The organism is Pseudomonas sp. Tul2A7 (assembly GCF_054790505.1).
Genome location: NZ_CP186499.1, coordinates 3,590,957 through 3,613,677 on the forward strand (window position 1 = coordinate 3,590,957; position 22,721 = coordinate 3,613,677).

A 22,721-nucleotide genomic window follows, 5' to 3' on the forward strand; every position below is an offset into this window, starting at 1 on the left:
CTGCACCTGTTGGATGAATTCAATCGCCGTTAGGGGGTAAAACATGGCAATCGATATCGGTATCAGTGAAGAAGATCGCAAGTCCATCGTCGAAGGCTTGTCGCGTCTGCTGTCGGACACCTACGTGCTGTATCTGAAGACCCATAACTTCCACTGGAACGTCACCGGCCCGATGTTTCGTACGCTGCACTTGATGTTCGAAGAGCAATACAACGAGTTGGCGCTGGCCGTGGATTCGATCGCCGAGCGTATTCGCGCCCTGGGCTTCCCGGCGCCGGGCGCCTATGCCACGTACGCACGCCTTTCTTCCATCAAGGAGGAGGTGGGGGTGCCGAGTGCCGAGGACATGATCAGACAACTGGTCGACGGTCAGGAAGCGGTGACTCGCACTGCGCGCGGTATCTTCCCGCTGCTCGACAAGGTCAGTGATGAGCCAACGGCAGACTTGCTGACCCAGCGCATGCAGGTTCACGAGAAAACCGCGTGGATGTTGCGTGCGTTGCTCGAAGCCTGATCAGGGCCCGAGGGCACGTCTGAGGGCGTGCTCGCGGGCAGTCCGGAATCTTACCTGTATCGTTGGCTTATCCTACGGCTATGGTCAATAAGTCATCTGGATATAACTTTGCGTCTGCGCTTTTATGAAGTCACAGGATGTGGCTTTGAAAACCAGCAGAGATGACAAAGGAGTGTCAACGATATGGTAGAGGGAGACAGGCGAAGCGACAGGGTTGTCGGCTTGCCGCATGAGTTGAAATTCGATCCGTTCGTCAGCGAGTTCGACATGTCATTGGTTCAGCCGCTGTCCCGATCCGTGCGTTTGAACGGATTCGCGACATGCCTGCGACTGGAACAGGTTTACTGGAATATTCTGGGCAACATGGCCAGGAATAACAGCTGTTCGATCAGTTCGCTGTTGTCCCACGTCGACCGGGAAGTGCATCTGCGTCATGGCGGGGTTAAAAATTTCAGCGCACTGGTGCGGGTGGTCTGTGTGATGAGTGCACGCCAGGGAAGCTGAGTCGGCGCGAAGCAGCGGTTGCAAACGAGGTTGCGGGCTGTGCAGTCTTACGGCTGCACAGCCCGCATTTAATCGATATAATCCCGCTCTTTCGCCGCAAAGCCCTGCGCGCGGTGGCAATCTGATCGCCGAGACACCCCCATGCCGATGTACGATTATCAATGTGCTTCCTGTGGTCATCAGTTGGAAGCCATTCAAAAGATCAGCGAGGCCCCGCTGGTCGACTGCCCTGCCTGTCAGGCGCCAGAGCTCAAGAAACAACTGTCGATGCCAGGCTTTCGCCTCAGCGGCGGCGGTTGGTACGAAACCGATTTCAAGACCGGCGCCAAGAAGAACCTGGCCGGTGGCGACAAATCTGACTAGGGTTCAACCCCCGGGTTGAACGACACGCGTGAGTTCCGCATTGCTTGAAAAGCAACGGGAGCTCCACCGAATTTTTCGAATTACGAGAAGCGAACCACGACCATGATGCGCAGCCACTATTGCGGCCAACTGAACGAAAGCCTGGAAGGCCAGGAAATTACCCTTTGCGGATGGGTTCACCGTCGTCGCGACCACGGCGGGGTGATTTTCCTCGACATCCGTGATCGTGACGGTCTGGCCCAGGTGGTTTTCGATCCGGATCGCGCCGAGAGCTTCGCCGCTGCCGATCGCGTGCGCAGCGAGTACGTGGTGAAGATCACCGGCAAGGTGCGTCTGCGTCCGGCCGGTGCCACCAACGCCAACATGGCGTCGGGCATGATCGAAGTGCTGGGTTACGAACTGGAAGTGCTGAACGAGTCGGAAACCCCGCCGTTCCCGCTGAACGAGTTCTCCGACGTTGGTGAAGAAACCCGTCTGCGTTATCGCTTCCTCGACCTGCGTCGTCCGGAAATGGCCGAGAAGCTGCGCCTGCGTTCGCGCATGACCACCAGCATCCGTCGTTTCCTTGACGAAAACGGCTTCCTCGACGTTGAAACGCCGATCCTGACCCGTGCGACTCCTGAAGGTGCGCGTGACTATCTGGTGCCAAGCCGTACCCACGCCGGTTCGTTCTTCGCCCTGCCGCAATCGCCACAGCTGTTCAAGCAACTGCTGATGGTCGCTGGCTTCGACCGTTACTACCAGATCGCCAAGTGCTTCCGTGACGAAGACTTGCGCGCTGACCGTCAACCGGAATTCACCCAGATCGACATCGAGACCAGCTTCCTCGATGAAAAAGAGATCATGGGCCTGACCGAAGAAATGATCCGCAACCTGTTCAAGGAAGTGCTGGGTCTGGAATTCGGCGACTTCCCGCACATGACTTTCGAAGAAGCCATGCGCCGTTACGGTTCCGACAAGCCAGACCTGCGTAACCCGCTGGAACTGGTCGACGTTGCCGATCAACTGAAAGAAGTCGATTTCAAAGTGTTCAGCGGCCCGGCCAACGATCCGAAATGCCGTATCGCCGCACTGCGCGTTCCAGGCGGGGCGAGCATGCCACGCAAGCAGATCGACGATTACACCAAGTTCGTCGGCATCTACGGTGCCAAGGGCCTGGCGTACATCAAGGTCAACGAGCGTGCTGCCGGCGTTGACGGTCTGCAATCGCCGATCGTGAAGAACATCCCGCTGGAAAACCTCAACGCCATCCTTGATCGTGTGGGTGCAGTTGACGGTGACATCGTGTTCTTCGGCGCCGACAAGGCCAAGATCGTCAGCGAAGCCTTGGGCGCACTGCGCATCAAGCTCGGTCACGACCTCAAGCTGCTGACCTGCGAGTGGGCACCGATGTGGGTTGTCGACTTCCCGATGTTCGAAGAAAACGACGACGGCAGCTTCTCCGCGCTGCACCACCCGTTCACCGCGCCGAAGTGCTCTCCTGAAGAGCTGGAAGCCAATCCGGCCGGCGCTCTGTCCCGCGCGTACGACATGGTGCTGAACGGCACCGAACTGGGTGGCGGTTCGATCCGTATCCACCGCAAGGAAATGCAGCAAGCGGTGTTCCGTCTGCTGGGTATCAATGAAGCGGAACAGGAAGAGAAATTCGGCTTCCTGCTCGACGCGCTGAAGTACGGTGCACCGCCGCACGGTGGTCTGGCCTTCGGTCTGGACCGTCTGGTGATGCTGATGACCGGCGCCCAGTCGATCCGTGAAGTGATCGCCTTCCCGAAAACCCAGAGTGCTGCCGACGTGATGACGCAGGCGCCGGGTGTGGTGGATGCCAAGGCATTGCGCGAGCTGCACATTCGTTTGCGCGAAACGCCAAAGGCTGAGTAAGACGGGCCTGAAGGCGCATCTTCGGATGCGCCTTTTTTCTTTCTATAAGAGAGCAGGTCGAGATTTTTTGTTTGCTGGCCGCTGCGTGAGCACGGCGGGCAACGTTTCAAAGAGAATTCGGAGCGAGTTATGGCAGGTCATTCCAAGTGGGCGAACATCAAGCACCGCAAAGAACGTCAGGATGCCAAGAGAGGCAAGATCTTCACCAAGTGGATCCGCGAGCTGACCGTTGCGGCCCGTCAGGGCGGCGGTGATCCGGGCTCCAATCCGCGTTTGCGTCTGGCGCTGGATAAAGCGCTTAGCGCGAACATGAGCCGCGACATCATCGACCGTGCCGTCGCGCGTGGCGCCGGCGCCACCGAAGCGGACAACGTTGAAGAGCTGACCTACGAAGGTTACGGCCCGGGCGGCGTGGCGGTGATGGTCGAGTGCATGACCGACAACCGCAACCGTACCGCTGCAGCCGTGCGCCATGCGTTCAGCAAGTGCGGTGGCAACCTCGGCACCGACGGTTCGGTGGCTTACTTGTTCGAGCGCAAAGGCCAGATCAGCTTCGCGCCGGGCGTCGATGAAGACGCGCTGACTGAAGCGGCGCTGGAAGCCGATGCCGATGACGTGGTCACTCACGAAGACGGTTCGATCGACGTGTTCACCTCGTTCACCAGTTTCTACGCCGTGCGTAACGCGCTGGAAGCCGCTGGATTCAAGGGCGATGACGCGGAAATCGTCATGCAGCCGACCACCAGCGCCGAACTGGATCTGGAGGGTGCGGAGAAGGTACTCAAGCTGATCGACATGCTTGAAGACCTGGATGACGTGCAGAACGTCTATTCCAACGCCGATATTCCGGAAGACGTGGCCGCTCAGCTCGGTTAAGAGCGGCTACGATTCAATGTGGGAGCGAGCCTGCTCGCGAAGGCGGATTTTCAGGCAGCATCGTTGCTGATGATGAAACCGCTTTCGCGAGCAGGCTCGCTCCCACATTTGTTATGGGTTGATTTGAAAATCGTGCTTTTACCGAATCTGCAGGCGTTATGACTTTAATTCTTGGTATCGACCCCGGTTCGCGCATCACCGGTTACGGGATTGTTCGCGATACCGGGCGTGGCGGCTGTATTTATGTAGCGTCCGGCTGTATTCGTGCCGGTGCGGGCGAACTGCACGAACGCCTGCAAATCGTCTATCGCGGCGTTCGCGAAATCATCCAGACCTACGGCCCGGTGACCATGGGCATCGAAAAGGTGTTCATGGCGAAAAACGCCGATTCGGCGTTGAAGCTTGGGCAGGCTCGCGGCGCTGCAATCGTGGCTGGCGCTGAAGAGAGCCTGGAAATCGCCGAGTACACGGCCACTCAGGTCAAACAGGCAGTGGTCGGCACCGGTGCCGCCAATAAAGAACAAGTGCAGATGATGGTCATGCACATGCTCAAACTGACCAGCAAACCGCAAATCGATGCCTCGGACGCCCTGGCCATTGCCATTTGTCACGCGCACACACGTTCCAGTCTGCTGCCACACGGCTTGGGAACGGCACGCAGTCGTGGCGGGCGCCTGCGTCTCTGATAGCATCAGCATCAAATTTATGGAGTGTGGACTTTCGCGCCTGTGTTGCCGGCCCGAGTCTTTCGCTCTGATTGTCGCCAGCCCACGGCTGGCCAACGCTCAAGGATCTGAAACGTGATTGGACGCTTGCGCGGCACCCTGGCTGAGAAACAGCCGCCGCACCTGATTCTGGATGTAAACGGCCTCGGGTATGAGCTGGAAGTGCCCATGACCACCCTTTATCGTCTGCCGTCGGTCGGTGAACCACTGACCCTGCACACCCATTTGGTCGTACGCGAAGACGCGCAGTTACTCTATGGTTTTGCCGGCAAGCGTGAGCGAGACTTTTTTCGCGAGTTGATCCGTCTCAATGGTGTCGGGCCAAAACTGGCGCTGGCTTTGATGTCGAGCCTGGAAGTCGACGAACTGATCCGCTGCGTGCAGTCTCAGGACACCTCGGCGTTGACCAAGGTGCCAGGGGTCGGCAAGAAAACCGCCGAGCGCTTGCTGGTCGAGCTGAAAGACCGCTTCAAGGCCTGGGAAACCTCGCCAGCCATGTTCGCGCTCGTGCCGAATCAGCCGGATGGTCCGGCGCCGGTCAACACTGCCGAGAACGATGCGGTCAGCGCGCTGATTTCCCTGGGCTACAAGCCGCAGGAAGCGAGCAAGGCGATTACCGCCATCAAGGACAAGAATTTGAGCAGTGAAGACCTGATCCGCCGCGCCCTGAAGGGAATGATTTAAGTGATTGAAGCTGATCGTCTGATCACCGCCGCGCACAGCCCGCGCGAGCGCGAAGAAGTCCAGGATCGGGCCATTCGCCCGGTCAGTCTGGCCGACTATATTGGCCAGCCGACCGTGCGCGAGCAGATGGAACTGTTCATCCAGGCCGCCCGTGGCCGTAGCGAATCCCTCGACCACACGCTGATCTTCGGCCCGCCGGGTCTGGGTAAAACCACCCTGGCCAACATCATCGCTCAGGAAATGGGCGTATCGATCAAGAGCACATCCGGTCCGGTACTGGAGCGTCCGGGAGATCTGGCGGCGCTGCTGACCAATCTTGAACCGCATGACGTGTTGTTCATCGACGAAATCCATCGCTTGTCGCCGATCGTTGAAGAAGTGCTGTACCCGGCGATGGAGGATTTTCAGCTCGATATCATGATCGGTGAAGGGCCGGCCGCGCGTTCGATCAAACTCGATCTGCCGCCGTTCACTTTGGTGGGCGCAACCACTCGCGCCGGCATGCTGACCAATCCTTTGCGTGACCGCTTCGGTATCGTCCAGCGTCTTGAGTTCTACAGCACGGCTGATCTGGCGACGATTGTCAGCCGTTCGGCGGCGATTCTCGGTCTGCCGCTGGATCCGGAAGGTTCTTTCGAAATCGCTCGTCGCGCCCGTGGCACGCCGCGTATTGCCAACCGCCTGCTGCGCCGGGTGCGTGACTTCGCCGAAGTCCGCGCCAAGGGCCACATCACCAAAGCGGTGGCAGACCTGGCGTTGAACCTGCTGGACGTCGACGAACACGGGTTTGATCATCAGGATCGGCGTCTGCTGTTGACCATGATCGAGAAGTTCGATGGCGGCCCGGTCGGGATCGACAGCCTCGCCGCTGCAATCAGCGAGGAACGCCACACGATTGAAGATGTGCTGGAGCCGTATCTGATTCAGCAGGGCTACATCATGCGCACGCCGCGGGGCAGGGTGGTGACGCGGCATGCGTACCTGCACTTCGGTTTAAACATTCCGTCACGAATGGGTGAAATGCCCGTGGCAGACGAGTTTCTCGATGCCGTGGACGATTGATACACATTTTTTGGCGATTTATTCAGGGTTTGTACTGTCAGACGACGGTACTTTTGCGGTATTGCCCTGAAACCATGAAAAACAGTTGCCTGGCCGGATTGGCAACCTGAGGAGTAAGCACTAGAGTATGCGCGCGCAAAACGGGCTTGAGCCGTTCGCACATCGTTGTCGCGTTTATTACGAGGACACCGATGCGGGCGGCATCGTGTATTACGTTAATTACCTAAAGTTTATGGAACGGGCTCGAACCGAGCGGCTCCGCGAACTGGGCTTTGCCCAATCTGCGCTTGCCGGGGAGGACCTGTTGTTTGTCGTGCACTCCAGCGAAGCGCGCTATCACGCGCCGGCGCGACTGGACGACGAACTGCTGGTAAGCGCTGATGTAATCGAATTGAACCGGGTCAGCCTGCGCTTCAAACAGCAGGTCAGGCGGGCAACGGATAATGTGCTGCTCTGTGAAGGGCAGTTTTTGGTGGCCTGTGTGCGCACTAACAGTTTGAAACCCCGGGCCCTTCCCGAAGACCTGCGTGCGGCCTTCGCCGACGCGGTCGGCCCGGGTACACACTCAAAGCAGGAGATAAAGCGTGGAAGCTAACGTCGTCGACCATTCCTCCATGTGGAGCCTGGTCAGCAATGCCAGCATCGTGGTGCAGTTGGTAATGTTGACCCTGGTGGCCGCATCGGTGACCTCATGGATCATGATCTTTCAGCGCAGCAATCTGCTGCGCGCCGGTCGACGCGCCCTGGAGAGCTTCGAAGAGCGCTTCTGGTCGGGTATCGATCTGTCCAAACTGTACCGTCAGGCCGGCAGCAACCCTGATCCGGATTCGGGTGTGGAGCAGATCTTCCGCGCCGGTTTCAAGGAATTCTCCCGTCTGCGTCAGCAGCCAGGTGTTGATCCTGAAGCGGTGATGGAAGGTGTCGCCCGTGCCATGCGCGTTGCCATCTCCCGTGAGGAAGAGAAGCTGGAGCAAAGCCTGCCGTTCCTCGCCACCGTCGGTTCGGTCAGCCCGTACATCGGTCTGTTCGGTACCGTGTGGGGCATCATGAACTCCTTCCGCGGTCTGGCCAGCGCCCAGCAAGCAACCCTGGCCACTGTGGCCCCGGGTATTGCCGAAGCCCTGATCGCCACCGCGATCGGTCTGTTCGCGGCGATCCCTGCGGTTATCGCTTACAACCGTTTCGCCGCTCGCAGCGAAACCTTGCTGGGCCGCTACTACACCTTCGCCGATGAATTCCAGGCGATCCTGCACCGCAAAGTGCACACCAGCGAAGAATAAGCAGGTAATTTCCAATGGCTTTAATCGCTCGAGCTCGCAAAAAGCGCAAGCCGGTCGCCGAGATGAACGTGGTGCCTTACATCGACGTGATGTTGGTACTGCTGGTCATCTTCATGGTGACCGCGCCGATGCTCAATCAGGGCGTGAAAGTTGATCTGCCCAAGGTTTCCAGCGAAGCCTTGCCGCAGGACAACAACACTCAGGTCCTGACCATTTCGATCAAGGCTGACAAGACCTACTACTGGAACCTTGGCAGCGAAGTCGATACCGAGAAGCAACAGGACAGGGCCATGACCCTGCCGCAAATGACCGACGCGGTGACCAAAATCATTCGTGCCGGCACTGAAGGCGGCAAGCGTACCCAGGTCTTCATCCGCGGTGACAAGACCGTCGACTATGGTTCCGTCATGGGCGCCATGGGCGGGTTGCAGAAAGCCGGGGTCGGTAATGTTGGTTTGATTACCGAGGCCCCCTGATGCAGCAACAGCGAGAGCCGTCCGCCTCGGAAAGCTACTTCTGGCCTAGTGTTCTGGCAATTGTCCTGCACGTGCTGGTGTTCGGCATGCTGTTCGTCAGTTTTGCCTTTACACCAGAGCTGCCGCCGGCCAAACCGATTGTCCAGGCGACCCTCTACCAACTGAAATCGAAAAGTCAGGCAACCACCCAGACCAATCAGAAGATTGCGGGTGAGGCGAAGAAATCCGCCGCGCGCCAGACCGAAGTCGAGCAGATGGAGCAGAAGAAGGTCGAGCAGGAAGAGATCAAGGCCGCTGCGGAACAAAAGAAAGAAGAAGCGGCTCAAAAAGCCGAGGAAGCCAAGAAGGCCGACGAGTCGAAGAAAGCAGACGAGGCGAAAAAGGCTGACGAAGCCAAAAAAGCCGACGAAGCCAAGAAGACCGCCGAAGCCAAGAAGGCTGAAGAGAAACAATTGGCTGATATAGCCAAGAAGAAATCTGAAGAAGAAGCGAAAAAGGCTGCTGAAGAAGAGGCCAAGAAAGCCGCTGCTGAAGAAGCCAAGAAGAAGATCGTCGAAGACGCGAAGAAGAAAGCCGCCGAAGACGCCAAGAAGAAAGCTGAAGCTGAAGAGGCGAAGAAGAAAATCGCCGACGAAGCGAAGAAGAAAGCTGCTGCCGATGCTGCGAAGAAGAAAGCGCAGGATGCGGCACGTAAATCGACCGAAGACAAAAAGGCTCAGGCCTTGGCCGATCTGCTTTCCGACACGCCGCAGCGTCAGCAGGCCTTGGCCGATGAGCAGGGTGACGAAGTTGCGGGCAGTTTCGATGACCTGATTCGTGCGCGAGCGGCAGAAGGTTGGGCTCGTCCTCCTTCGGCACGCAAAGGCATGACGGTCGTGCTGCAAATCGGCATGTTGCCGGACGGTACGGTGACTTCGGTCAGCGTGGCCAAGTCCAGTGGCGACGGTCCGTTTGATGCTTCGGCAGTCGCGGCAGTGAAGAATATTGGACGTTTGACAGAAATGCAGGGAATGAAGCCGAGCGATTTCGCTCCGTATCGTTCATTCAAGATGACATTCACACCTGAGGATCTAGCCTTGTGAGAAACCTTCTTCGAGGAATGCTGGTCGTGATCTGCTGCATGGCAGGGATCGCGATGGCAGATGAAAAGAACATTCTGGTTACCAGCGGCAGCGATCGGGCTACCCCGATCGCCGTTGTACCGTTCGGCATGCAGGGCGGTGCGGTGCTGCCGGACGACATGGCAGAAATCATTGGTAACGATTTGCGTAACTCGGGCTACTACTCGCCGATTCCAAAACAAAACATGATCAGCCAGCCAAGCCAGCCGAGCGAAATCATCTTCCGTGACTGGAAGGCGGTGGGTGCTCAATACATGATGGTTGGCAGCATTGCCCCAGCCGGCGGTCGCCTGCAGGTGCAGTGGGCACTGTTCAACGTGGCCACCGAGCAGAAAGTGGCAGACGGCAGTGTTTCCGGTACCACCGAGCAATTGCGCGACATGGCGCACTTCATCTCTGACCAGTCGTTCCAGAAACTGACCGGTATCGAAGGTGCGTTCTCGACGCGTCTGCTGTACGTGACAGCCGAACGTTTCTCCGAGAAGAACACGCGTTACACCCTGCAACGTTCTGACTATGACGGTGCCCGCGCCGTGACTCTGCTGCAATCGCGCGAGCCGATCCTGTCGCCGCGTTTCGCACCGGATGGCAAGCGCATCGCGTACGTATCGTTCGAGCAGAAGCGTCCGCGCATCTTCATGCAGAACATCGACACTGGTCGCCGTGAGCAGATCACAAACTTCGAAGGTCTGAACGGCGCACCAGCCTGGTCGCCGAATGGCGATCGCCTGGCGTTCGTACTGTCGAAAGACGGTAACCCGGACATTTACGTGATGAACCTGGCTTCGCGCCAGATCACCCGTGTGACCGCAGGTCCTGGCATCAACACCGAACCGTACTGGGGCAAGGATGGTTCGACCATCTACTTCACCTCGGACCGCGGCGGTAAGCCTCAGATCTATAAAACCAGCGCCAGTGGCGGTGGTGCCGAGCGTGTGACGTTTGTAGGTAATTACAACGCCAACCCGAAACTTTCGGCAGATGAAAAGACTTTGGTGATGATCCATCGTCAGGATGGCTTCACCAATTTCAAGGTGGCAGCTCAGGATCTGCAGCGAGGGAGTGTAAAGATCCTCACTGATAGCACTCTGGACGAGTCACCTACTGTTGCGCCCAACGGCACCATGGTAATCTACGCCACCCGCCAACAGGGCCGGGGAGTCTTGATGCTCGTGTCCATTAATGGACGCGTTAGGCTCCCGCTTCCTACCGCTCAAGGCGAAGTCAGAGAACCGTCCTGGTCCCCTTACCTGAAGTGAGCGGGCGCTACACGTTTTACTTAACACACTGGGGTTCATTAGGAGTTTCACGATGGAAATGCTGAAGTTTGGTAAATTTGCTGCGCTGGCTCTGGCCATGGCTGTAGCTGTAGGTTGCTCGTCCAAAGGCGGCGACAACGCCGGTGAAGGCGCTGTTGATCCAAACGCTGGTTACGGCGCAAACACTGGTGCCGTTGACGGTTCCCTGAGCGAAGAAGCTGCTCTGCGCGCAATCACCACCTTCTACTTCGAATACGACAGCTCGGACCTGAAGCCAGAAGCCATGCGCGCTCTGGACGTTCACGCCAAAGACCTGAAAGCAAACGGCGCTCGCGTTGTTCTGGAAGGCAACACCGACGAACGTGGTACTCGTGAGTACAACATGGCACTGGGCGAGCGTCGTGCGAAAGCCGTTCAGCGCTACCTGGTACTGCAAGGTGTTTCCCCAGCTCAGCTGGAACTGGTTTCCTACGGCGAAGAGCGTCCAGTTGCTACCGGCAACGACGAGCAGTCCTGGGCTCAAAACCGTCGCGTCGAACTGCGTAAGTAATTCGATATGCGAACGTGCCGTCGTGCTGTAACTGTTCTGGCTCTCAGCCTCGCGCCGCTTGCGGCGTGGGCTGCGGTTCCTGTGGTCGATGACAACTCCGGTTATAACAATAGCGGGAGCAGTTATCCGCCTGCAGGTTACGGTACGAACGGCGCCTATGCCGGGGGAGCGGCTTCGGCCCCTGCCTCGGCACAAGGCATGCTGTTCAACCAACTGCAACAAATGCAGGATCAGATATCGCGCCAGCAAGGTGTGATTGAAGAACTGCAGAATCAGGTTGCGCGCATGAAGCAGGAATCCCTGGAGCGATACCAGGATCTTGATCGGCGCATAGGATCCGGCGTTGCACCTGCCGCGACTCCTGAGAATTCTTCTGCCGGTGGCGATGCAAGTGCTGCTGCCGGTGCTGCCGCTGGTGCCGGGGCTGCTGCCCAGGCACCTGCTGCAAGCAGCGAACCGGGTGATCCGGCCAAGGAAAAGCTGTATTACGATGCCGCTTTCGACCTGATCAAAGCCAAGGATTTCGACAAGGCCAGCCAGGCTTTTGCCGCTTTCCTGCGCAAATACCCGAACAGCCAATACGCGGGCAACGCCCAGTACTGGTTGGGCGAAGTCAATCTGGCCAAGGGCGATCTGCAAGGTGCAGGTCAGGCTTTCGCCAAGGTTTCGCAGCTGTATCCCAAGCACGCCAAAGTGCCGGATTCGCTGTACAAGCTGGCTGATGTAGAACGCCGCCTCGGTCATACCGACAAGGTCAAAGGCATTCTGCAGCAGGTGGTGGCCCAATATCCGGGTACCTCCGCTGCTCAGTTGGCTCAACGCGATCTGCAACGCATGTAAGTACGCTTGACCCGTTTGGAAGAAACCCGCGCTTGTCGCGGGTTTTTTCGTTAGAATTCACGCCCTTTTTCTGAAACACGCTTCTTGTGGTCTACGCGTTGGCGGGATTGCCTGAAGTGCCTGACGGAGGCGGACAGCCTGTTTAGCTGTTACGCCCGTGGCGACTATGCAAGACACATTGAGAATCACCGAAGTTTTCTACTCGTTGCAGGGGGAAACGCGGACTGCCGGGCTGCCCACTGTTTTTGTGCGCCTGACCGGTTGCCCTTTGCGTTGCCAATACTGCGACAGCGCCTATGCCTTCAGCGGCGGCACCGTCCGTACCCTTGACGACATCCTCGAGCAAGTGGCCGGATTTCGTCCGCGCTACGTCTGTGTCACCGGTGGTGAACCGCTGGCGCAGCCGAATGCCATTCCTTTGCTCAAGCAGTTGTGTGACGCCGGTTACCAGGTCTCGCTGGAAACCAGCGGCGCCCTCGACGTCTCGGCTGTCGATCCGCGCGTCAGTCGCGTTGTCGACCTGAAGACGCCGGATTCGAAAGAAGCCCATCGCAACCGTTACGAGAACATCGAACTGCTGACGCCCAACGATCAGGTGAAGTTTGTTATCTGCTCGCGGGACGACTATGACTGGGCCGTCTCCAAACTGATTCAGTACGGTCTCGATCGGCGTGCCGGCGAAGTGCTGTTCTCCCCAAGTCACCATGACCTCAATGCTCGGGATCTGGCGGACTGGGTGGTGGCGGATAACCTGCCGGTGCGCTTGCAATTGCAGTTGCATAAATATCTGTGGAACGACGAGCCGGGGCGCTGAGATGACTGAACAACTGAAGACTAATGAAAAGCGCGCCGTCATCCTGCTGTCCGGCGGCCTTGATTCGGCGACCGTCGTGGCCATGGCACGCGCCGAAGGCTACCGCTGCTACACCATGAGCTTCGACTACGGCCAGCGTTCGCACGCCGAACTGCACGCCGCTGCCCGCGTCGCCCGCGACTTGGGCGTGGTCGAGCACAAGGTGATTGGCCTCAACCTGAATGGCATGGGCGGCTCGGCACTGACCGACACCAGCATCGACATCCCCGAAGAGCTGGGCGAAGGCATTCCGGTGACGTACGTGCCGGCGCGTAACACGGTGTTCCTGTCGCTGGCGTTGGGCTGGGCAGAAGTACTGGGTGCACGCGACATCTTTATTGGTGTCAACGCCGTGGACTATTCCGGTTACCCGGATTGCCGCCCCGAGTTCATCGAGTCGTTCGAGCGAATGGCCAATCTGGCGACCAAGGCTGGCGTTGAAGGCAACGGTTTCCGCATCCAGGCGCCGTTGCAGAACCTGAGCAAGGCACAGATCGTTCAGGCGGGCGTTAAGCTCGGCGTTGATTATGGCCTCACCGTCTCCTGCTATCAGGCCGACGATGAAGGCCGCGCGTGCGGTAAATGCGACAGCTGCCGCCTGCGTGCAGAAGGCTTCGCGGCAGCTGGTGTGGACGACCCAACATCTTATTTTTGATTATTTTCAAAAAGGTGTTGAATAGTCCTTAAAAATCAGTATTATACGCGCCACCACACAGCGGGTCGTTAGCTCAGTTGGTAGAGCAGTTGGCTTTTAACCAATTGGTCGTAGGTTCGAATCCCACACGACCCACCATATTTGGCGGTTTAGAAAATCCGGAAGGCCCACGAAAGTGAGGATTTCCGGGTTTTTTTTTGCCTGTAAATTCGCTCCGCGTTATTTCACTACCCGCAGCGCTGAGGCAGGTCAGAATCATCTTTTGTATCAACGGGATATTCTGTAGCCTTGCGCAGCTTCAACGCTGTCCGTGCCTGATAATACTCACTCTCCCGGCGGTACCCTCAAGCGGTCCGGAGCCGGGTGTATACTCGACTTTCGCGCGAAAGCGCCTGCAGGTCTTGCGAACATGACGCAGATTTCCGAACGCCTTCTGGTTCAAGCTCACCTCGATGCCAAACAGCCCAAACCGCTGACCGCCGAGGAAGAGGCTTATTACCGTTCTGCCATCGCCGCCGAGCTCAAGGCTCAGGACGCGGTGCTGGTGGCTCACTTTTATTGCGACCCGGTGATTCAGGCTCTGGCCGAAGAAACCGGCGGTTGCGTCTCCGACTCCCTGGAAATGGCCCGCTTCGGCAACGCTCACCCGGCGAAGACCGTGGTGGTTGCCGGCGTGAAGTTCATGGGCGAGACCGCGAAGATTCTCAACCCGGAAAAACGCGTGCTGATGCCAACTCTGGAGGCGACCTGCTCGCTGGATCTGGGTTGCCCGATCGACGAGTTCTCGGCGTTCTGTGATCAGCACCCGGAGCGCACGGTGGTGGTCTATGCCAACACCTCTGCGGCGGTCAAAGCCCGGGCTGACTGGGTAGTGACGTCGAGCTGTGCGCTGGAAATCGTCGAAAGCCTGATGGACAACGGCGAGACCATCATCTGGGGGCCGGACAAGCACCTCGGCACGTACATTCAGCGCAAGACCGGCGCCGACATGCTGCTGTGGGACGGTGCCTGCATCGTTCACGAAGAGTTCAAGTCCAAGCAGCTCGAAGACATGAAGGCGCTGTACCCGGACGCTGCGATTCTGGTGCACCCGGAATCGCCAACGTCGGTGATCGAGTTGGCGGACGCCGTTGGTTCCACCAGCCAGTTGATTGCTGCCGCGCAGAGCCTGCCAAACAAGACCCTGATCGTCGCCACCGACCGTGGCATCTTCTACAAGATGCAGCAGCTGTGTCCGGACAAGGTTTTCATCGAGGCGCCAACTGCCGGTAACGGCGCCGCGTGCCGCAGTTGCGCACATTGCCCGTGGATGGCCATGAACACCCTTGAGCGCACGCTGAAGAGCTTGAAGGAGGGGACGAACGAGATCTTTGTTGATCCGGCGTTGATTCCGCAGGCGATTCGGCCGTTGAAGCGCATGCTGGATTTCACCCAAGCGGCGCGGATGAAGCTGGCCGGTAACGCCTGAGGTCTTTCAGGCAACAAATAAACCTGTAGGAGTGAGCCTGCTCGCGATAGCGGTGTGTCAGATAACAATTATGTTGACTGACACACCGCTATCGCGAGCAGGCTCACTCCTACAGTGGTTTTTGGTGTCTGGAAGTTATTTGGTCTTCTTCGGGATTCGGACGAGGCGGGTGTCGGAATAGATGTCATGCCACGTGCGCTTCTGCTTGTCATACAGCGACCAGAAGAATCCCAGCCCTGCGCACGCCCACGACGCAATCGACACCATAAACCGCAACAGCGCCTGCCACAGGCTGATCGCGGTGCCATTGGCGTTCTGTACGCGAATGCCCCACACCTGCATGCCCAGTGTCTGCCCGCCATGGGTCCAGAACTTGGCAAAGAACGCAAACAGCACCAATACCAGCACTGTCGAGTAGAGCGGATCACCGTCCAGTTGCCCGGCATCGGTCATCACCCGCAGACGCTCTTCGCCGATGATCGCTGCCTGGATCATTTTGTAAACGAAGCCGGTAACGATCAGCAGAGCGGTGCACAGCAGAAAGTCGTAGAACATCGCTGCCAAGCGACGGCCAAGGCCTACCGGAGGGAAATCCCCTTGGGGCGTGAGCAGGTTTTTCGACATGGCAGCCTCTGAACGCAAAATGAAGCGCCATTTTACGGATTCGCGCGCACAAAAAAGCCCCTGATATCAATATCAGGGGCTTTTTCGTAACAGAAATCAGGCTTCTGCTTGTACTTCGTCAGCCTGCATGCCTTTCTGGCCTTGCACAGCAACGAAAGTCACTTTCTGGCCTTCTTTCAGGCTTTTGAAGCCGTTGCCCTGAATGGCGCGGAAATGCACGAACAGATCCGGACCGCTTTCTGGAGTGATAAAACCAAAACCTTTCTCGTCGTTAAACCACTTGACGGTACCGCTCTGACGTGTGGACATTTCTTATTTCCTTTGACGCAAAAATTGATGACAGTCTCTTTCTCATGAAAGAGTACTGGGGCTGGTTGCAGGAGAGTAAGAAGACGTCGAACGGGATGTAGCTAACTTGTAGGCTACTGCCCAGGTCACGATTCCAAGCTGACCCATGCAAACACAGTGGAGAAACTCTACGCCAACTACGGGAGAAAAAACAAGCCCTGCGAAGCCCCCGGTTTTACTGAGCTTGAGCAAGTTAATCCTTTCACTAGTGCAGCCTTAGACGATTCGCTTGTTCAATTGTTTTCGAACGTTATAAGCAAAGTTCATATTCGAATCGATTGTTGGAAAATGCACTTTTTTGTGGCGATTGCGTGACACATTAGTGCACGCATTACGCAATCGCGTTACTTATAGAAACAGTCAATCAACCGCGATAGTAGCGTTGTGGAACAAATGGCATTTTGCTTACAAGCATTGGCACCTTTTTCCCACGTACGATTGCCCAAACGGTGGTGTCGAGGGTGACATAAGCGCTGTCGAGGTAACCCATCGCCAGTGGCCCACCCAAGGTCGGACCGAAACCGCCGCTGCACACGCTGCCGATGATTTCGCCGGCTTCGTTGACGATTTCTGCGCCTTCACGCACTGGCGTACGTTCTTGCGGCAGCAGGCCGACGCGTTTGCGTGCCACGCCATTTTGTTGCTGAGCGAAAACGTTCTCCGCGCCCGGGAAACCGCCGGCCCGCGCGCCATCAGCGCGACGTGGCTTGGAGATTGCCCACAGCAGGCTGGCTTCGATCGGCGTGGTCTCGGTGTTCATGTCATGGCCGTAGAGGCACAGGCCGGCTTCCAGGCGCAGCGAATCGCGGGCGCCGAGGCCGATGGCCTGGACTTCCGGTTCAGCGAGCAGGGCGCGCGCGAGTTTTTCCGCATCGGCGGCCGGTACCGAGATTTCGAAACCGTCTTCACCGGTGTAGCCCGAACGGCTGACAAAGCATTCGACGCCCAACAGATTCACACGGGCGAACTGCATAAAAGTCATTTTTTCAACGGAAGGTGCCAGTCGCGCCAGCACGGTAACGGCTGCCGGACCCTGCAATGCCAAGAGTGCGCGCTCCTCGAAAAGCGCCGTAATGGTGCACTGATCGCCGATGTTTTTTTGCAGGTGAGCCAAGTCCTGATCCTTGCACGCGGCGTTGACCACCAGGAACAGTTCGTCGTTGCCGAGGTTGGCGACCATCAGGTCATCGAGGATGCCGCCGTTGTCGTTGGTGAACATCGCGTAACGCTGCATGCCCACCGGCAGGTCGATGATGTCCACCGGCACCAGGGTTTCCAGGGCTTTGGCGGCATTGGCACCGCTCAGGCGGACCTGACCCATGTGCGAGACGTCGAACAGCCCGGCGTGCTCACGGGTGTGTTGGTGTTCTTTCATTACGCCGAGCGGGTATTGCACTGGCATGTCGTAGCCGGCGAACGGCACCATGCGAGCGCCGAGTTCGATGTGCAGAGCGTGCAGCGGGGTTTTCGACAGTTGTTCGGTGGACATGCGTGGCTCCTTGAAAATTTGAGTTTGGGGGTAAGAGGCAAGATCAAGATCAAAAGCCCCTCACCCCAGCCCTCTCCCGGAGGGAGAGGGGGCTAATTACGTTTCTCTCCCTGGGGGAGAGGTGGTCAATTTCGTTTGGCTTGGTTCTTGATCAGCATTCGATGATGTTGACCGCCAGACCGCCACGGGCGGTCTCTTTGTATTTGCTTTTCATGTCGGCGCCGGTCTGGCGCATGGTGCGGATGACTTTGTCGAGGGAGACGAAATGCTGGCCGTCGCCACGCATGGCCATGCGTACTGCGTTGATGGCTTTCACCGAGCCCATCGCATTGCGCTCGATGCACGGCACTTGCACCAGTCCGCCAATCGGGTCGCAGGTCAGGCCGAGGTTGTGCTCCATGCCGATTTCCGCCGCGTTCTCGACTTGCTGAACGCTGCCACCAAGCACTTCGCACAACGCCCCGGCCGCCATCGAACAGGCCACGCCGACTTCACCCTGACACCCGACTTCGGCGCCGGAGATCGAGGCGTTTTCCTTGTAGAGAATGCCGATGGCCGCCGCGGTCAGCAGAAAGCGCACGACGCCGTCGTCATTCGCGCCGGGGATAAAGCGCATGTAGTAATGCAGCACCGCCGGAATGATCCCCGCCGCGCCGTTGGTAGGTGCGGTAACCACACGCCCACCGTTGGCGTTCTCTTCGTTGACCGCCAAGGCATACAGGTTGACCCAATCAAGCACCGATAACGGATCACGCAACGCCGATTCCGGGTTCTTGCACAGTTGCCGATGTAACGCTGCCGCACGGCGTTTGACCTTCAAACCGCCCGGTAAAATGCCTTCGTTACGGCAACCGGCGGCGACGCAATCCTGCATCACCTGCCAGATGTTCAGCAGCCCGGCGCGGGTTTCCGCTTCCGGGCGCCAGGCGCTTTCGTTGGTCAGCATCACCTGACTGATCGACAGGCCATAGGTGGCGCAATGACCGAGCAAGTCCTTGGCACTTTTGAACGGGAAGGTCAACGGTGTGGCGTCTTCGACGATGCGATCGGCTCCGGCCGCGTCTTCATCGACGACAAAACCACCACCGACCGAATAGTACTCGCGGCTGCGGATCTGAATCCCCGCCGCATCGAAGGCGCGGAAGATCATGCCGTTGGGGTGATAGGCCAGCGGCTTGCGGATCATTGCCAGGTGTTCTTTCTCGTTGAACGCGATGCTGTGTTCGCCAAGCAGATTCAGCCGGCCGTTGCCGCGTATCTCTTGCAGGCGCGCGGCGACGGTTTCGGTATCAACGGTGTCCGGGTGTTCGCCTTCGAGGCCGAGCAGCACGGCTTTGTCGCTGCCGTGCCCCTTGCCGGTGGCGCCGAGGGAGCCGTAGAGTTCAACGCGAACGCTGGCGGTGGCCGTTAGCAGGTTTTCACGGCGTAAACCTTCGGCGAAACGCGCAGCAGCACGCATCGGGCCGACGGTGTGGGAGCTGGAGGGGCCGATGCCAATCTTGAACAGGTCGAACACGCTTAACGACATGAGTGGTTCTCCGGTTTCTTGTTATAGGAATTGGCGAAAGTCCGAAATCGGTTGCAGATCCCTTGTGGGAGCGAGCCTGCTCGCGAAAGCGCTGTGTCAGCCAACCTTTCATTAACTGACACTACGCTTTCGCGAGCAGGCTCGCTCCCACAGGGGGATCTGTGGTGTTGCAGAAATCGGGGCGATTGAAGCGCCCCTCATTCGTTTAAGCGTAGCTTTCGATCGACGGGCAGGCGCACACCAGGTTGCGATCGCCGAAGACGTTGTCGACACGACCGACCGGCGGCCAGTATTTGCCTTCGATCAACGACGCAACCGGATACACGGCTTGCTCGCGGCTGTACGGGTGGGTCCACTCGCCAACCAGTTCCGCAGCGGTGTGCGGCGCGTTCTTCAGTGGGTTGTCGTCCTTGTCCAGCGTGCCGTTTTCCACCGCGCGGATTTCTTCGCGGATACGGATCATCGCGTCGCAGAAGCGGTCCAGTTCTTCCTTGGATTCACTTTCGGTCGGCTCGATCATCAACGTGCCAGCGACCGGGAACGACATGGTCGGGGCGTGGAAGCCGAAGTCGATCAGGCGCTTGGCGACGTCATCAACGCTGATGCCGCTGCTGTCTTTCAATGGACGCAGATCCAGAATGCATTCGTGCGCCACCAGGCCGTTGCTGCCGGTGTACAGCACTGGGTAGTGCTCTTCGAGGCGACGGGAAATGTAGTTGGCATTGAGGATCGCCAGCTGCGAAGCACGCTTCAGACCGGCGCCACCCATCATGCGAATGTACATCCAGGTGATCGGCAAAATACTTGCGCTACCGAACGGTGCCGCACAGACCGCGCCTTCCTTGCGTTCCATCTGGCCGTGGCCCGGCAGGAACGGGGTCAGGTGCGACTTGACGCCAATCGGGCCAACGCCCGGACCGCCACCGCCGTGCGGGATGCAGAAGGTCTTGTGCAGGTTCAGGTGCGAAACGTCACCGCCGAACTTGCCCGGTGCACAGAGGCCGACCATTGCGTTCATGTTGGCGCCGTCGATGTACACCTGGCCGCCGTTGTCATGAATGATCCCGCAGATTTCGCGGATGCCTTCTTCGAACACGCCGTGGGTCGACGGGTAAGTGATCATCAGCGCGGCGAGGTGTTCGCGGTGCTCGATGGCTTTGGCGCGCAGGTCTTCGATGTCGACGTTGCCGCGCGCATCGCACGCGGTCACGACCACGCGCATGCCAGCCATGTTGGCGGTAGCCGGGTTGGTGCCGTGGGCGGACGACGGGATCAGGCAGATGTCGCGACGCTCATCGCCACGGCTCTGGTGATAGGCGCGGATCGCCAGCAGGCCAGCGTATTCACCTTGCGAACCGGCGTTCGGTTGCAGCGAGATCGCGTCGTAACCGGTGGCGGCGCAGAGCATCGCTTCCAGCTCATCGGTCAGTTGCTGGTAACCGGCACTTTGCGCGGCCGGTGCGAACGGATGCAGCGCACCGAATTCAGCCCAGGTCACCGGGATCATTTCGCTGGCGGCGTTGAGTTTCATGGTGCACGAACCCAGCGGGATCATGGTGCGATCCAGTGCCAGATCTTTGTCCGCCAGTTTGCGCAGGTAGCGCATCAGCTCGGTTTCCGAGTGATAACGGTTGAACACCGGGTGGCTAAGGATCGGCGACTGACGTACCAGCGATGCTGGGATGGTGCTCTGCACTGAGGCGGCGAGAGCGGCGAAGTCCGGCAGGGTCTTGCCGTCGGCGAACAGGCCCCACAGGGTTTCGATGTCAGCCTGCGTGGTGGTTTCGTCGACCGAAAGGCCCAGACGCTGAGCGTCGATCACGCGCAGGTTGATCTGCGCAGCGTGCGCCTTGTCATGCAGCACGGCGGTTTGTGCGCCGGTGGCCACGGTCAGGGTGTCGAAGAAGCTGGCTTGTTCGACTTTCGCGCCCAGCGCGGTCAGGCCCTTGGCCAGAATCGCGGTCAGGTGATGCACACGGTTGGCGATCTGCGTCAGGCCTTTCGGGCCGTGGTAGACGGCGTACATGCTGGCGATGTTGGCCAGCAGCACCTGCGCGGTGCAGATGTTCGACGTGGCCTTCTCGCGGCGGATGTGTTGCTCGCGGGTTTGCATGGCCAGACGCAGCGCAGGCTTGCCGAAACGGTCAACCGAGACGCCGACCAGACGGCCCGGCATGTCGCGCTTGAACGCATCTTTGGTGGAGAAGTAAGCGGCGTGCGGGCCACCGAAGCCCAGCGGCACGCCGAAGCGTTGTGCCGAACCGATGGCGACGTCAGCGCCGAACTCGCCCGGCGCGGTCAGCAGCGTCAGGGCCAGCAGGTCTGCGGCCACGGCCACCAGAGCGTTGGCGGCGTGGAAGCGCTCGGTCAGTTCGCGGTAGTCGAACACGTCACCGTTGGCGGCCGGGTACTGCAGCAGCGCGCCGAAGAACGGCGTTACGTCGGTCAGTTCACGCTCGTCGCCCACTACAACTTCAATACCCAGTGGCTCGGCACGGGTGCGCAGCACGTCGAGGGTTTGCGGGTGGCTGTGGATCGAGGCGAAGAATTGGTGGCTGCCCTTGTTCTTGCTCAGGCGTTTGCAGAAGGTCATGGCTTCGGCAGCGGCGGTGGCTTCGTCGAGCAGGGAGGCGTTGGCGATCGGCAGGCCGGTGAGGTCACTGATCATGGTCTGGAAGTTCAGCAGCGCTTCGAGACGGCCTTGGGAAATTTCTGGCTGATACGGGGTGTAAGCGGTGTACCAGGCCGGATTTTCCAGCAGGTTACGCAGGATCGGCGACGGCGTGTGGCAGTTGTAGTAGCCCTGGCCGATGTAAGTCTTGAACAGCTGATTCTTGCCGGCGATCGATTTGATCATTGCCAGTGCATCGGCTTCGCTCAAACCGTCGTCCATGCCGAGCACGCTGGTGCCCTTGATGCTTTCCGGGATGACGCTGGCGCTCAACGCTTCGAGCGAATCGAAGCCGAGGCTGTTGAGCATGGCTTGCTCGTCGCTGGCGCGCGGGCCGATGTGACGGGCGATGAATTCGTTGGCGGTGCCAAGATTTACTTGAGTCATGTCGGTGTTCCTCAGGCTTCGGCTTGGGCTTTGATCAGACGGTCGTAGGCGTCTTGATCGAGCAACTTGCCGACAGCGGCGGCGTCAGTTGGCTGGAAGCGGAAGAACCAGCCTTCGCCCAGCGGATCTTCGTTGACCAGTTCCGGAGCGTCTTCGAGCGCCGGGTTGACGGCCAGTACGTCGCCGTCGAGCGGCATGTACACGCCGCTGGCGGCTTTCACCGATTCCACGGTCGCGGCTTCAGCGCCTTTTTCGTAAGCCTGCAGCTCAGGCAGTTGCACGAACACCACGTCGCCCAAGGCGTTCTGCGCGAAAGCGGTGATGCCGACAGTAACGCTGCCGTCAGCTTCGGTGCGCAGCCATTCGTGATCTTCAGTAAAACGCAACTCGCTCATGGAAACTCCTCAGGGGGCCAGACTCGTCTGGTGGACGCGGTGGAATGGTCGGGCGCGAAGGCCCTTATTTATGAGGGGTTGATTAGCAAGAATGCGGCCAAGGTTAATTTATCTTTATAAATCAATGATTTAGGTATTCAAGGGGTCGGCGCGGGAGGTATCTCTGTAGCG

Annotated in this window: 24 protein-coding genes and 1 tRNA gene; 19 read left to right on the plus strand and 6 right to left on the minus strand. The window is 58.6% G+C overall.

The window, feature by feature from the left end:
- Positions 1-43: 43 nt before the first annotated feature.
- The 19 genes from ACOYXJ_RS16100 to nadA all read left to right on the plus strand — a co-directional run bounded on the left by ACOYXJ_RS16100 (position 44) and on the right by nadA (position 15,108).
- Entirely contained in the window at positions 44-514 is a 471-nt protein-coding gene (locus ACOYXJ_RS16100) for a Dps family protein (RefSeq protein WP_016983820.1), read from the plus strand.
- A 183-nt stretch (positions 515-697) separates the two neighbouring features.
- Positions 698-1,018, plus strand: a complete 321-nt coding sequence (locus ACOYXJ_RS16105) for a ribbon-helix-helix domain-containing protein (protein WP_460370419.1) — start codon at positions 698-700, stop codon at positions 1,016-1,018.
- A gap of 141 nt (positions 1,019-1,159) precedes the next feature.
- Positions 1,160-1,381, plus strand: coding sequence for an FmdB family zinc ribbon protein (locus ACOYXJ_RS16110; protein ID WP_007912741.1), 222 nt, complete (start codon positions 1,160-1,162; stop codon positions 1,379-1,381).
- 102 nt (positions 1,382-1,483) lie between these two features.
- Positions 1,484-3,259 (plus strand): aspartate--tRNA ligase, encoded by a 1,776-nt coding sequence (aspS, locus tag ACOYXJ_RS16115; RefSeq protein ID WP_095121315.1) that lies wholly within the window; start codon positions 1,484-1,486, stop codon positions 3,257-3,259.
- A gap of 129 nt (positions 3,260-3,388) precedes the next feature.
- Positions 3,389-4,135, plus strand: a complete 747-nt coding sequence (locus ACOYXJ_RS16120; protein WP_034153419.1) for a YebC/PmpR family DNA-binding transcriptional regulator — start codon at positions 3,389-3,391, stop codon at positions 4,133-4,135.
- Positions 4,136-4,293: 158 nt separating this feature from the next.
- On the plus strand, positions 4,294-4,821 hold the full coding sequence (ruvC, locus tag ACOYXJ_RS16125) for a crossover junction endodeoxyribonuclease RuvC (RefSeq protein ID WP_460370422.1): 528 nt from the start codon (positions 4,294-4,296) through the stop codon (positions 4,819-4,821).
- Between the two features lie 114 nt (positions 4,822-4,935).
- Positions 4,936-5,544: a Holliday junction branch migration protein RuvA gene (gene ruvA / locus ACOYXJ_RS16130; RefSeq protein WP_003227522.1), complete on the plus strand. Its 609-nt coding sequence runs from the start codon at positions 4,936-4,938 to the stop codon at positions 5,542-5,544.
- On the plus strand, positions 5,545-6,606 hold the full coding sequence (gene ruvB, locus ACOYXJ_RS16135) for a Holliday junction branch migration DNA helicase RuvB (RefSeq protein ID WP_007912736.1): 1,062 nt from the start codon (positions 5,545-5,547) through the stop codon (positions 6,604-6,606). It abuts the gene before it with no gap.
- Positions 6,607-6,733: 127 nt separating this feature from the next.
- Positions 6,734-7,201: a tol-pal system-associated acyl-CoA thioesterase gene (gene ybgC / locus ACOYXJ_RS16140; RefSeq protein WP_102900172.1), complete on the plus strand. Its 468-nt coding sequence runs from the start codon at positions 6,734-6,736 to the stop codon at positions 7,199-7,201.
- The gene (gene tolQ / locus ACOYXJ_RS16145) at positions 7,191-7,886 is read left to right on the plus strand and encodes a protein TolQ (protein WP_008080223.1); all 696 of its coding nucleotides are present in this window, start codon (positions 7,191-7,193) and stop codon (positions 7,884-7,886) included. Before ybgC ends, tolQ begins: the two co-directional genes overlap by 11 nt.
- Positions 7,887-7,909: 23 nt before the next feature.
- Complete coding sequence (gene tolR, locus ACOYXJ_RS16150) at positions 7,910-8,362, plus strand: protein TolR (protein ID WP_161806672.1); 453 nt, start codon at positions 7,910-7,912, stop codon at positions 8,360-8,362.
- A complete protein-coding gene (tolA, locus tag ACOYXJ_RS16155) occupies positions 8,362-9,444 on the plus strand; it encodes a cell envelope integrity protein TolA (protein ID WP_016983827.1) in 1,083 nt (360 codons plus the stop codon). The genes tolR and tolA overlap by 1 nt, the downstream gene beginning before the upstream one ends.
- Positions 9,445-9,461: 17 nt before the next feature.
- Entirely contained in the window at positions 9,462-10,742 is a 1,281-nt protein-coding gene (tolB, locus tag ACOYXJ_RS16160) for a Tol-Pal system beta propeller repeat protein TolB (RefSeq protein WP_016983828.1), read from the plus strand.
- 52 nt (positions 10,743-10,794) lie between these two features.
- A complete protein-coding gene (gene pal, locus ACOYXJ_RS16165) occupies positions 10,795-11,292 on the plus strand; it encodes a peptidoglycan-associated lipoprotein Pal (protein ID WP_003178634.1) in 498 nt (165 codons plus the stop codon).
- A 6-nt stretch (positions 11,293-11,298) separates the two neighbouring features.
- The gene (ybgF, locus tag ACOYXJ_RS16170) at positions 11,299-12,132 is read left to right on the plus strand and encodes a tol-pal system protein YbgF (RefSeq protein WP_007912724.1); all 834 of its coding nucleotides are present in this window, start codon (positions 11,299-11,301) and stop codon (positions 12,130-12,132) included.
- 166 nt (positions 12,133-12,298) lie between these two features.
- Complete coding sequence (gene queE, locus ACOYXJ_RS16175; protein ID WP_460370426.1) at positions 12,299-12,946, plus strand: 7-carboxy-7-deazaguanine synthase QueE; 648 nt, start codon at positions 12,299-12,301, stop codon at positions 12,944-12,946.
- A 1-nt stretch (position 12,947) separates the two neighbouring features.
- The gene (gene queC / locus ACOYXJ_RS16180; RefSeq protein WP_460370428.1) at positions 12,948-13,640 is read left to right on the plus strand and encodes a 7-cyano-7-deazaguanine synthase QueC; all 693 of its coding nucleotides are present in this window, start codon (positions 12,948-12,950) and stop codon (positions 13,638-13,640) included.
- A 62-nt stretch (positions 13,641-13,702) separates the two neighbouring features.
- A tRNA-Lys gene (locus ACOYXJ_RS16185) sits at positions 13,703-13,778 on the plus strand.
- 271 nt (positions 13,779-14,049) lie between these two features.
- Positions 14,050-15,108: a quinolinate synthase NadA gene (gene nadA / locus ACOYXJ_RS16190; protein WP_150794538.1), complete on the plus strand. Its 1,059-nt coding sequence runs from the start codon at positions 14,050-14,052 to the stop codon at positions 15,106-15,108.
- A 135-nt stretch (positions 15,109-15,243) separates the two neighbouring features.
- Here nadA and ACOYXJ_RS16195 read toward each other — a convergent pair whose 3' ends face one another.
- The 6 genes from ACOYXJ_RS16195 to gcvH form a co-directional block, all read right to left on the minus strand.
- A complete protein-coding gene (locus tag ACOYXJ_RS16195; RefSeq protein ID WP_150794537.1) occupies positions 15,244-15,732 on the minus strand; it encodes an RDD family protein in 489 nt (162 codons plus the stop codon).
- 96 nt (positions 15,733-15,828) lie between these two features.
- Positions 15,829-16,041: a cold-shock protein gene (locus tag ACOYXJ_RS16200; protein WP_003227496.1), complete on the minus strand. Its 213-nt coding sequence runs from the start codon at positions 16,039-16,041 to the stop codon at positions 15,829-15,831.
- 403 nt (positions 16,042-16,444) lie between these two features.
- Complete coding sequence (gene gcvT, locus ACOYXJ_RS16205; RefSeq protein ID WP_460370429.1) at positions 16,445-17,569, minus strand: glycine cleavage system aminomethyltransferase GcvT; 1,125 nt, start codon at positions 17,567-17,569, stop codon at positions 16,445-16,447.
- Between the two features lie 151 nt (positions 17,570-17,720).
- On the minus strand, positions 17,721-19,097 hold the full coding sequence (locus tag ACOYXJ_RS16210) for an L-serine ammonia-lyase (protein WP_064391759.1): 1,377 nt from the start codon (positions 19,095-19,097) through the stop codon (positions 17,721-17,723).
- Positions 19,098-19,302: 205 nt separating this feature from the next.
- Positions 19,303-22,155: an aminomethyl-transferring glycine dehydrogenase gene (gcvP, locus tag ACOYXJ_RS16215; protein ID WP_460370431.1), complete on the minus strand. Its 2,853-nt coding sequence runs from the start codon at positions 22,153-22,155 to the stop codon at positions 19,303-19,305.
- An 11-nt stretch (positions 22,156-22,166) separates the two neighbouring features.
- Positions 22,167-22,550 carry a glycine cleavage system protein GcvH gene (gene gcvH / locus ACOYXJ_RS16220; protein ID WP_150794534.1) on the minus strand — a complete coding sequence of 128 codons (384 nt, stop codon included), beginning with the start codon at positions 22,548-22,550 and terminating at the stop codon, positions 22,167-22,169.
- Between the last annotated feature and the right edge of the window lie 171 nt (positions 22,551-22,721).

Coding starts and splice junctions, on each gene's coding strand:
- tolA (WP_016983827.1), top strand. CDS start 8,362: ATGCAGCAACAGCGAGAGCCGTCCGCCTCGGAAAGCTACTTCTGGCCT.
- gcvT (WP_460370429.1), bottom strand. CDS start 17,569: ATGTCCACCGAACAACTGTCGAAAACCCCGCTGCACGCTCTGCACATC.
- ACOYXJ_RS16100 (WP_016983820.1), top strand. CDS start 44: ATGGCAATCGATATCGGTATCAGTGAAGAAGATCGCAAGTCCATCGTC.
- queC (WP_460370428.1), top strand. CDS start 12,948: ATGACTGAACAACTGAAGACTAATGAAAAGCGCGCCGTCATCCTGCTG.
- aspS (WP_095121315.1), top strand. CDS start 1,484: ATGATGCGCAGCCACTATTGCGGCCAACTGAACGAAAGCCTGGAAGGC.
- ACOYXJ_RS16110 (WP_007912741.1), top strand. CDS start 1,160: ATGCCGATGTACGATTATCAATGTGCTTCCTGTGGTCATCAGTTGGAA.
- ybgC (WP_102900172.1), top strand. CDS start 6,734: ATGCGCGCGCAAAACGGGCTTGAGCCGTTCGCACATCGTTGTCGCGTT.
- gcvP (WP_460370431.1), bottom strand. CDS start 22,155: ATGACTCAAGTAAATCTTGGCACCGCCAACGAATTCATCGCCCGTCAC.
- nadA (WP_150794538.1), top strand. CDS start 14,050: ATGACGCAGATTTCCGAACGCCTTCTGGTTCAAGCTCACCTCGATGCC.
- queE (WP_460370426.1), top strand. CDS start 12,299: ATGCAAGACACATTGAGAATCACCGAAGTTTTCTACTCGTTGCAGGGG.
- ruvC (WP_460370422.1), top strand. CDS start 4,294: ATGACTTTAATTCTTGGTATCGACCCCGGTTCGCGCATCACCGGTTAC.
- ACOYXJ_RS16195 (WP_150794537.1), bottom strand. CDS start 15,732: ATGTCGAAAAACCTGCTCACGCCCCAAGGGGATTTCCCTCCGGTAGGC.
- ACOYXJ_RS16200 (WP_003227496.1), bottom strand. CDS start 16,041: ATGTCCACACGTCAGAGCGGTACCGTCAAGTGGTTTAACGACGAGAAA.
- ybgF (WP_007912724.1), top strand. CDS start 11,299: ATGCGAACGTGCCGTCGTGCTGTAACTGTTCTGGCTCTCAGCCTCGCG.
- gcvH (WP_150794534.1), bottom strand. CDS start 22,550: ATGAGCGAGTTGCGTTTTACTGAAGATCACGAATGGCTGCGCACCGAA.
- pal (WP_003178634.1), top strand. CDS start 10,795: ATGGAAATGCTGAAGTTTGGTAAATTTGCTGCGCTGGCTCTGGCCATG.
- ACOYXJ_RS16120 (WP_034153419.1), top strand. CDS start 3,389: ATGGCAGGTCATTCCAAGTGGGCGAACATCAAGCACCGCAAAGAACGT.
- ACOYXJ_RS16105 (WP_460370419.1), top strand. CDS start 698: ATGGTAGAGGGAGACAGGCGAAGCGACAGGGTTGTCGGCTTGCCGCAT.
- tolB (WP_016983828.1), top strand. CDS start 9,462: ATGCTGGTCGTGATCTGCTGCATGGCAGGGATCGCGATGGCAGATGAA.
- ACOYXJ_RS16210 (WP_064391759.1), bottom strand. CDS start 19,097: ATGTCGTTAAGCGTGTTCGACCTGTTCAAGATTGGCATCGGCCCCTCC.